Source organism: Streptomyces sp. ISL-43 (assembly GCF_018614195.1).
Taxonomy (GTDB): domain Bacteria; phylum Actinomycetota; class Actinomycetes; order Streptomycetales; family Streptomycetaceae; genus Streptomyces.
In genome coordinates this window covers 1-10,254 of the sequence record NZ_JAGGOT010000098.1, presented here as the reverse complement: position 1 = coordinate 10,254, position 10,254 = coordinate 1, and the positions used below count along the sequence as shown (strand labels likewise).

Genomic DNA, 10,254 nt, shown 5'->3' with positions numbered 1-10,254 from the left:
CCCGAATTAACCAACAGCGTCACCGAAGTCTCCGGGGCCTTCCGCTGTCGCCCTACGGGGTGGGGGCGGTGTCCTCCTTCTTCAAGACGGCGTGCCGTCCGTCGCCGATCCACGTGGACAGGACCTTCAGGCCGTCCTGGTACTTGACGTCTATGCCGACCGTTCCGCCGCCGGTGAAGTAGAGGTCGACCCTGGATTCGGCCCCGATGTTGGTGAGCTCCCACTCGCCGCTGCCCGCGACGAGCCCCTTCCCGGGCGAGGTGAGCCCGGCGCCCGGCACGGCGTCCGCGCGCAGGCTCTCGGCCGCGAAGGTGCCGTCCTCCTTCAGCGTGACTCCGCCGGTGGACCCGTCCTTCCAGCCGCCGACCATTTCGACGCGCTTGACGTCGGCGGCGTCCTTCAGCGACGGCCCGCCGCCGGAGAGCCCGCATCCCGACACGGTCGTGATCAGCGCCAGGGTCCACAGGAGCGTGCGCACCGCGATGCGCCGGGGCCCGGCCGTTCTGGTGTCCTTCATCAGTACCTCAGCGTCTCTCGCCACTTCACGGTCAGGGTCTTCTGCCGTGCCTGGCCTCCGGTAAAGGGAATAACAGAGAGACCACCCTCGTCGAACTGCTCGACGAATTCTTCCTTACCGTTGTTGTATCCCGTGGCGATGTGCGCGAAGGACGAGAGGTTCGTATCCTCCACGACGCTGAACTCCATCTGGATTCCCTCCCCCTTCTCCTTGGCCAGGACGCGTCCCGTGATCTTGAACGAGCCCAGCAGGACCTTCATGGAGTTCGGATTGTCCAGGCCGGTGGCCAAACTCCCAAGGTCCCGGCCCACCTGACCTGCGAAGTCCAGCCCCTCAAGGTCAGAGATCGAGTAGTGGGCCAGATTGTCGAACGTGCCCTTGGCACTTCCGTTGGACAGGGCCAGAGCCTTGACGCGGGCCGACTGCGCCAGATCCGTCGAGGCCAGTTGCATGGCCAGGGTGGAGCCGTCGCCGAAGGTCAGTTCGGTGGGGCCGCCGCCCAACACCCACAGGGACGCGACCTGCTTGACCGTGACTTCAGGGGCCAGCGTGCTCGCGACGGGTTGCGTGCACGCCAGCAGGATCGGGTCGGCCTGGCACATCTGAGAATGGAGCCTATGCGTCTCGGCCGCCGCCTCCGCCTCCTGCTGCTTGGTCTTCTCGTAGAGCGGGGTGAAGACCGGGTCGTAGACCGGGGTGATCACGTTGCTGCCGAGGAGGCCCTTGGGCTTCAGCGGGTTGAACCCACCGCCGCCGCCACCGCCACCGCCGCCGCCGCCACCGCCGCCACCGCCGCCGCCACCGCCGCCCCCGTCCTCATTGGGGTCCGGCATGTCCTCGATGTGCTCGCCGTTGGTCCAGCCGCCGCCACCGCAGTAGCCGGCGTCGCCGCAGCTCTCGAGACCGGTCGGGTCGCTGAAGGTGACCGGGCTGTTGTTCGCGTAGCTGTAGCCGTTGAGGGAATGCGGCTGGTCGAGGCTCAACACGGGGTCGACGCTGAGGAACTGGCCGAGGGCCGCGTCGTACTCGCGTGCGCCGATGTGGGTCAGGCTCGTGCTCTTGTCCTCCGGCTTGTCGAGGAACCGCTTGTCGTCCGGCCAGCTCGCCCCCGCCGGTCCGCGTGCGGAGCCGAACGGGGTCGTGTAGCGCTTGGACACCGTCTGGGTGTCGTCCGCGGAGACCGCGAGGGAGGACGTGCCGTGGGCGTCGCCCGCCACGAACGCCAGCTTGGCGGTGCCGGATTCGTTGCTCAGGACCGCGACCTTGACGCCCGAGATGCTGTAGGAGCGAGTGGCCCACTTCGTGGCGCCCTTGAGGTGTACCTCGTTGGAGCCGGCGTAGAGGACCGTCTCACCCGCCGGGTCGCGGCGGATCAGGAGCTCGCCCTCCGCGTCGTAGACGTAGTCGGTGGCCGTGGCCCCTTCCGTGGTCTTGGTGAGCTTGCCCTCCGCGCCCCAGGCCAGGGTCTGGGACGTGGCGCTGCCGGGGGTTTCCGCGCGCTTGGTCGTGTTGCCCGTCGCGTCGTACGTGTACTGCGGGGTGACACCAGTGCAGGTGGCGCCGGTGGTGGTGGCCGCCAGCGCGTGGGGGCGGGCCGAGTCGTAGCAGTACGTACGGGTCTGCGGGGTGCCGGTGTTGGTCTTCTCCGTGGCCCGCTGCCCGGACGCGGTGTAGGTGTAGCTGTTCCAGTAGGGGGCGGCGCCGTCGAGGTTGGCGGCGGTGCGCCCTGTCGGGTTGCAGTCCGCGGTCTTCGGGGTCCAGGCCTCGGTCATGCGGCGCTGGGCGTCGTAGGTGAAGCACTGGTTGTCGGCCTTGGTGAAGCCGCTGAGCGGGGCCGAGTCGAAGATCGACAGGACGTTGCCGGCCTGGTCGTAGTTGTAGGTCAGCTCCTGGATCATGCCGTTGTGGGTCTGGTCGTTGACCGTGGACTTCAGCAGACGGCGGGTGCCGTCCTCGTAGGTGTTGCCGATGAACGTCTTGCGGACACCGGCGGCCGCGGAACGGGCCAGGGTCAGCTGCTCGATCTCACCGAGCGGCGAGTACGCCATGTTCTGGACGTAGTCGGTGGCGCCGGTGAGCGCCTTCGGAAGACCGAAGTTGTCGTAGCTCACCTGGAGGGTCTCGGCGGGCAGACCGGCGGCCGCGGGTGATGCGACCGTGTTCGGGGTTCCGTCGAGCCGGTAGGTCATCGTCTGGTCGGTGGTGGCCGCGATGGCGCCCGAGGTGACGAGCGGGTCGTCGGAGGGCAGGGTCAGCCGGGTCGTCGTGGGACGGCCCAGGACGTCGTAGGCGGTGACGGACTTGGTGTACGCCTTGCCGGTCAGACCGCCCTCGTAGCGGGTGGAGGCCGCGGGAGCGCCCTTGCGGACGCTGTCGTAGGTCCACGTCGCGAGCAGGTTGGCGTCGGACTTCGGGGACTTCCACAGACCGGTCTTGCGGCCCAGCTCGTCGTATCCGTACTCCAGGACCGTGTTCCGCGCGTCCTTGGAGGTCGCGACCTGGTCCAGAACGGTGTACGTCGTGGTGCCCTTGCCCTTGTCGGGGTCGGTGGTGGTCACGCCCCGGCCGAAGAGGTCGTAGCCGTACGACCACTTGGCGTTGTCGGGGCCGGTGATCGTCGTCTGCTTGCCGTCGACCGGGTAGGTCCGGCTCACGCTGGTGTACGGCGTACCCGGCGCGGTGCCCCCGTACTCGGGGTCGTTCGGCGTAGTCCCGCTGTAGGTGCGGACCTGCGTCGTCTGCCCGAGCGCGTTCGTGATCGTACGGCTGGCCGTGCCGCCCTGGAGGGCCGTCGTGGCCGTCGAGTCACCGGTGTAGCTGGTGGTGGTGGTCTGCTTCTGCACCCCGTACACCAGCAGGCTGCTGGTCGTGGCGCGGCCGAGGCCGTCGAAGACGGTCTGGCTCTGCTTGGGGGTGCTGCCGTACTCGGCGCGCGCGTACGTACCCTCGGGTGCCTTGTCCTTGTCCCAGATGTCGGCGTAGGACTCGTAGGCCAGGCCCCGGGAGTCGTAGCGGGTGTCGGTCAGGACGCGGCCGCCGTTCGGCGACGGAGTCTGCGTCTGGAGCGGGCGCAGCAGCGCGTCGGCGATCGTGTAGACCGTCTTGTAGCTCCCGTCGGGCACGAGGGCGCCCACCGAGGTCCACGGCTGCTTGCCGCGTTCCAGGAGGTAGCCGTACTTGACGTTCGGGGTCTGGGACTGGCCCCGGTTGGGCAGCCAGGTGGCGGTCACGCGGCCGAGGGCGTCGTAGGTGTTGAAGGTCGAGGCCATGTTGGCGTCGATGGAGCGCACGAGCGAGCCGCGCAGGTCCATGTAGGCGTACGTCTTGTGCTGCTGGCCGTTCGAGGCCAGCTTCGGTGCGGTCTTCACGGTGACTTCCAGCGGGCCGGCCGCGGCGGGCGCGTAGCTGGTCGTGGTCGTGTTCCCGGCCGCGTCGGTGACGCTCAGCGGACGCCCGAGCTTGGCCGCCGCCGTGTCGTAGGTCGTCTTGCCGGTGGTCTGCCAGCCGGCGATGCCGGCCGGGTTGCGGTCGGCGGTACCGGCCGCCGCCGGGTAGGCCTGGGCGCGGCCGGTCCAGGTGGGCAGGCCCAGGGTCGGGGTCTGGTTCGCCGTCCAGGCGGTCGCGGCGGTGTCGTCGTACACGGTGGCCGTGTCGGACAGGACGTCGCCGCGGGTGGCCGAGTCGGCGGGCAGGGTCAGCTTGTCGTCGGTGAGAGAGCACTCGGCCGCGACCGTGCGGCTGCGGGAGGGCAGGCCCGTGATGCCCTTGGCGTCGTTGCGGGCGTACCAGGTGCGGGTGCACGTCTCGTCACCCGTCTTGGCCGTGTCACCGGACGAAGAGGACTGCGTCTGCAGGCCGTAGTCGTCGTAGGTGCTGTCGGTGCGGGTGGACCGCCAGGTGTTGGAGGCCGTGAGGAAGGTGTGGCCGTACGTGGTGCCCGTGCGGACGTAGTGCGCCTTGGTGTTGGCGTACGACTTCTGCTGGCTGGCGGTCTCCTTGCTCCACGGGTCGGTCACCGAGACGGCGAGAGCGGTGGCCCCGTCGTAGGTGACCTCCTGGCGCAGGAAGCCCGCGTACTGGTCGTCGTCGTTGATGTCGGCGATCGTCAGGCCCGGCACGGGGACGGCCGCGACCGTGGTGGTGCGGGTGGCGGTCGTGTCCTTGCGCTTGTCGCCGCGCATGCCCTGCATGAAGACCTTCACGGACTTCGAGCGGGTCTTGTCGGTGGCACCGCTGTACGCGGTGACCTTGCCGTAGCCCCGCCAGTCGGACCAGGTCCGCTGGTCCTCGGGGGTCAGCGGGTCGTCGTTGTAGTGCCAGGCCGGGTTCGCGTACTCGTACGCGTACTCCACCAGGTCGTTCTGGCCCGCCGGGTCGGCAATGGTGACCGCGGCGACGTTGTACTTGTGGAACCAGTCGAGCTTGGGGTCACCGCCGTTGACCGGCCAGTACACCGGGTAGCAGGACAGCGAGTTGTCGTCCTCGGCCACCGGCATCTTGGAGCCGCGTACGCACTCGGGGTTGGAGAGCGTGACCGTGGTGATCGCACCCGTCTCCGAGGTGATCGTGTTGATGCGCGGGCGGTTGAGCGGGACAATGTTGTCGCCGTCCACGTCCACCCGGTTCGGCTTCATGTGGTAGGTGAAGTCCACCGGCGGGACCTCGGCCGTACCGCCGTTCTTGCCCGTGCGCTTGATGGACTTCAAGACCATGGTCTGGTCGCTGGTGTCACCGAGGTCGCCCGGGTCCAGGTACTCCTGGGCCAGGTCGAAGGTGTCCACGAGCGCGTAGTTGTCGGGCTCCAGGGCCGTGGACCACGCATAGGTGTTGATCGCCGACATCCGCTTGCGCGTGAAGAAGGCGGGCCCTTCCGCCTTGCAGTCGGTTTCGCTCGCCGAGCAGATCTGATCGAAGGGGACGTCGGGCCAGTTGTCCGAGGTGTCCGCCGTCAGGTTGGTGCAGTTCGCCGCGAAGCAGCGCTCCTTGTAGTCGAAGACGACCTTGTGGGAGGGCGTGCCGGTGAACAGCGTGTCCGCGCGCTGGCCGTAGCGGATCTCGGAGAGGGTGCCGCCGCGGGTATAGGGCAGCAGCTTGGTCTTGTCGCCGTTCTTCGCGTAGTTGTTGGTCTCCGCCGCGTACCAGTAGCTGGCGGCGTTGCCGTGGACGTCCTGGACCAGGTCCAGGTTCCAGCGCCAGGCCTGGGTCTCGTAGCGGCCGGAGAAGGTGGAAGCCTTGGTGTAACCCGGCTCGCCGGCGTCGTCGCCGAAGACCGGCGCGGACCAGGTGGAGTTGGTGCGCTCGGAGCCGGCGCCGGGCAGCTTGTTCAGGCCGAAGGTGTAGGTGGTGCCGTCACCGGTGACCACCTTCCAGTACTCGCCGTCGTTGTCGCCGTTGTCCGCGCCCGTCCCCCAGGTCACCTGGGAGGCGTCGTCGTCCTTCAGGCGCCACTTGCCGCTGGTGTCGTCCTTGACGAGCTCGCTGGACTTGCCGTTCAGGACCAGGGAGGCGTTCTCGTACTTCCAGCACAGGTCGTTCTTGTCGGTCTGGCCGTCGTCGTCACACGAGCCGTACTTGCGCTCGATGTACGAGGACGTCAGGTCGAAGCCCTCGCCGACCTGCGAACCCTGGTTGTTCGAGTTCGCCGTCCGGCCGTCGATGGCACCGGTGCTGTATGAGAACGACAGCGAAGGCGAGGGCCCGGCCGCGGCGGGCGGGACCGCCACCGGATACGACCAGGTGAACGCACCGCCGGAGGAGCCGGACTCCCAGCTGGAGGAAGCCGACAGCGGGGTCGCCGCGAAGTCTCCGCTGCCTTGGGGGGAAGCGGTCTCCGTGGCCATCACCGCGAAGACCGCCGGAGCCTGCGCCGGGCCCTTGGTCTTGGCCGCCGTCGAGGTTCCGGCGGGGAGGGAGGTGACGTCGGCCGTCACCGTGCGGTTCTTGATGCTGTTGGCCGAGGGCAGCGGAGTGGTCTTGCGGCACTCCGCCTTCTCGGGCGTCGTCAGCACACAGGCGGGCAGGCTGACCAGCCCCAAGCGGGTGGACCAGCTGCCACCGACCGCCGAGGCGAAGGACCCGTAGTCGACGGTCAGCTGCGCCGGCCCGTTGGTGGGAGCGGTGGCCGAGAAGAGCACGCCGGTGATCCCGGCCTTCTCGGCCGCCTTCTGGTCGAGAACCTTGACGGTCGACTTCCCGCCGTCCGGAGCCTCCGCGGCGGGCGCCGCCGGCCCCCTGGGCACGGACGGATTGAGCAGCGGGCTCTTGACCCGCGCCGTGGACCGTACGTCGACCAGCGGGCGCGAGCCCGACCGCGCGGCCGAACCCTCCAGGGTCGCTGCCTTCGGCCAGTCGGCCTTCGCCTCGGCTCGGGCCCGGTCCGCCTGGACCTTGTTCTCCGCCTGGTTCTTCGCGACCAGCTCCCGGGCGGCCTTGGCGCCCTGGGCGTTGACCGCGCGGACCTTGGCGTCCTTGTGCTTCGCGATCTTCGGGGCACCCGGAAGATCCGCGGCCTCCGCTATCGGAGTGATGACCCCCGGCACCGCGAGTGCCAGGGCTAGTGCGGCTGCCAGCGGCAGCCGGTGGCGGATTGCTCCGCCTGGTGGTCGGATGGACACGAATGCTCCATATGGATAGGGGTTTTGGGTACAGGTGAGGCCGTGGCCGCCGCTGTGCGGGGCGGCCACGGCAAGTCGGTGGTGGAGTCGGAGGGTCAGCTACCGGAGCCGAAGACGGTGTCCGTGACCTGCTGGGCGTCCTTCATCGCGCCGGACCACAGGCGCATGCCCTTGATCTGGCCGGGCAGGAAGTTGCCCCAGGCGCTGTTGGTGAAGCCCTTGCCGACGGCGAGCTCGCCGCTGCCGACGGTGGCCGTGTAGGCCGTGGGCTGGGCCTGGCCGGCCGCGCCCACGTAGAGGGTGATGGTGCCGTCCTGGGCGTTGTGGACACCGGTCACCTGGACGCCCGCGTTGAGCGCGGCCAGGCTGTCGCTGACCACCGAGGTACCGGTGCCGTCGGCCGTGAGCCGGCCGAAGTGCCACGTGCCCTCGACAAAGCTCACCATCTTGGTCGGGTCCTGCTCGTCCGGTTCCTGCCGGGTGCCGGTCTTCTCGAACCACAGGCTCCAGGAGGAACCGGTGGCGGTGCGCTGGCCGATGACCTGGGCCTTGTAGCCGTTCGGCTTGCCGAGCAGTGCTGCGTTGTCGAGCTTGGCCTCCGCCGTCACCGTGAACGAACCCGTGTCGTCGACGACCGGACCCGCGACGGTGGCCGCCTGGGTGGAGCCGTTCAGGACCAGGGCGCCGCCCGTGACGGGCGTACCGGCGGTCGCGGTCAGGGCGCGGCCGCTGCCGGACGTGTCGGCGTAGGCGGGGCCGGCCGTGGTGAGGTCCCAGGCTCCGGCCAGGTCGACGTGGGGCTTGCCGTTCGCCGGGTCGAAGAGCGAGGAGTCCTGCTTGACCTCGACGGCGCTCTTCTCGTCCTGCCAGACCTTGACCTCGTCGATCCGGCCCGGGAGCTGCTCCGACCAGACAGCGGACTGCTTGGCGGCGCCGATTCCCATGACTCCGGTGGCGGCGATGGGGTTGGTTACGGTCATCTGGCCCTGGAGCCGCCCGTTGACGTACAGCTTCGCGACGTCCGTGGACTCGTTGTACGTGGCGGCGACGTGGGTCCACACCCCGGCCTGCGCCGGGTTCAGACCGCTCAGCCGGCTGATCGCGCCGGTGCCGCCCGCCGTGTCGTCCGTGGCCATCTGCATCGACCACGGCTGGCCGGCGGCGGCGGTGATGGCGACACCGCTGAAGTTCATGCCGCCCTGGGCCAGCATCGAGAAGGTGCCGTCCGTGCGGTCCAGGCGGACCCAGCCGGCCACGGTGAAGGAGGAACGGGTGTCGAACACCGGCTTGGCGCTGTTCGCGTACTGGGCGTTCGTCAGCTGGAGTGTGCGGTCCTCGTGCGGGGTGGGCGTCTGCACCCAGCCCCTTCGGCCGGTCTCGGGGCGCTGGGCCCCGGCGGCGAGGTACAGGTTGTTCCTGAGCGCCGGGTCGGTGGTCGACGTGTCGATGGCCTGGCCGGAGGCCTCGTCGAAGGTCCAGTAGCCGATCGGGTCGGGGCCCTCCTTGACCACGAAGTCGACGATCTTCGTCGCGCCCCAGCGGCCCACGGAGTCCTTGGCCTTCACGCTCAGCTTCATCGTCCCCGACACCGGCGGAGTGATCGAGACGGTCGGGTTCGAGCCGGCGATCTCGGTCCACACGGTGTCCGTGGACAGCTTGTACTGGTAGGCCGTGACGGTGTCGCCGCTCGCCGGTGCGAAGGTGAACTGACCCGCCTGGCCGGGCTTGCCTGCCGCCGCGCAGGCGGTGCTGGTGCACTGGCTGTACGGAGCACCGAAGGTGACCGCCGGGGCCTTGGGGGCACTGGAGTCGACCTTGAAGTAGCAGTCCGCGCTGGGAGCGCTGGTCCGTTCGTGGCCCTCCGCGTACGACCGGGTCCAGGTCCGGAAGCGGTACTGCGCGCCGTCCGTCAGCGTGGCGGGCGGGTCACTGGTGACCTTGACGTTGTCCCCTACGAATCCCGAGGAGGGCCGATTGACGTAGTCGGCGTCGGCCGCGTTGGCCTTGACCGGGGTCCAGGTGCCGTTGGTCTCCTTCTTCTCGGTCTGCATGAGGATCCGCAGCTGGGCGCCGGACTCGCCGCCCCATACGGTCTCGGTGATCGCGGTCATGGCCGGCGTCGGGTCGGAGACGATCGACGGCTTGGTCGAGTCGTTCGAGCAGATCTCGCCCGAGCCTGTGACGAGGCCGACATAAATGGGGGTGTTGGGCTTGCCGATGTAGTCCACCGACAGGACCGCGTCGTTGCGGAAACGCTTCCACGAAGCGGTGTCCGACTCGTCCTCCGCCCTCAGCTCCAGGTTCAGCCGGTTGTACTTGCCATCTGCGAAGTCGCGGACGGTCGGGGTGAGGTTCTCGTCCGGCTCGTCCGGGAGGTTGTCGGCGAACTCCACTGCCTCGGCGGGCGAGTTGGGGTCACAGGCCGAACCACGGCCCGCCGACAGCCAGCGGTCGCCCATCAGGTCCGCGTAGTTGGGCTTGTTGCCCCAGCTCGTCGACGAGGAGATCTCGCCGTCCATCCGGACCAGCCACACGTTACGGACCGAACACTGGAACGCCCACGGCTCGGTGATCCTGAAACGGGAGTTCAACACCTCCTTGCCGCGCAGGTTGTTCGGCGAGAACTCGAAGTACAGACGCTGGACGTAGCCCGGACCGCAGTAATAGCCGTTCCAGGAACCGCACTTGCCCATGCCCTTGCCCATGTCGTCACTGCCGTTGTCCCAGTTCCAGAACGAGACACCGTCATTGCGCAGGGCCGTGTGCTCCGTACCGTCGTCCAGGGCGACCGACGGGTCGATGTAGAGGGGGAACGCCGCCGGGTCGGTCTGCTTGAGCAGGGCCGCGTCCGGTACGACAGCCAGCGAATCCTTGTCGACGTGCACCGGCATGTTCTTGGCCTGCGAACCGGGGACCGGTCCGTCAGCGGGCCGGGCGGGCGGCTCCCCGCCGGCCGGGGCCGCCGGCAGCGCGCCGCCCTCGGCCTTGGCGGCGGCGACCTTCTCCTTCGCGGACAGCGCGAGCGGCGCGGGCACGCCCTTGGAGTCCCACATCAGCGCCGGCGGCGCCTTGAAGACCGGCACACCGTTCGCGTCGGTCGCGGACAGGCCGCCGTCCTTGGCC

The 10,254-nt window shown here is 69.1% G+C and carries 3 protein-coding genes; all 3 read right to left on the bottom strand.

The window, feature by feature from the left end; genetic code table 11:
* Positions 1-52: 52 nt before the first annotated feature.
* A complete protein-coding gene (locus J7F03_RS38300; RefSeq protein WP_214957823.1) occupies positions 53-517 on the bottom strand; it encodes a hypothetical protein in 465 nt (154 codons plus the stop codon).
* Positions 517-7,131 (bottom strand): RHS repeat-associated core domain-containing protein, encoded by a 6,615-nt coding sequence (locus J7F03_RS38290; protein ID WP_308380134.1) that lies wholly within the window; start codon positions 7,129-7,131, stop codon positions 517-519. Before J7F03_RS38290 ends, J7F03_RS38300 begins: the two co-directional genes overlap by 1 nt.
* 95 nt (positions 7,132-7,226) lie before the next feature.
* Positions 7,227-10,254, bottom strand: a 3,028-nt coding sequence (locus tag J7F03_RS38285; protein ID WP_214957822.1) for a LamG-like jellyroll fold domain-containing protein, incomplete at its 5' end; no start/stop codon positions are given.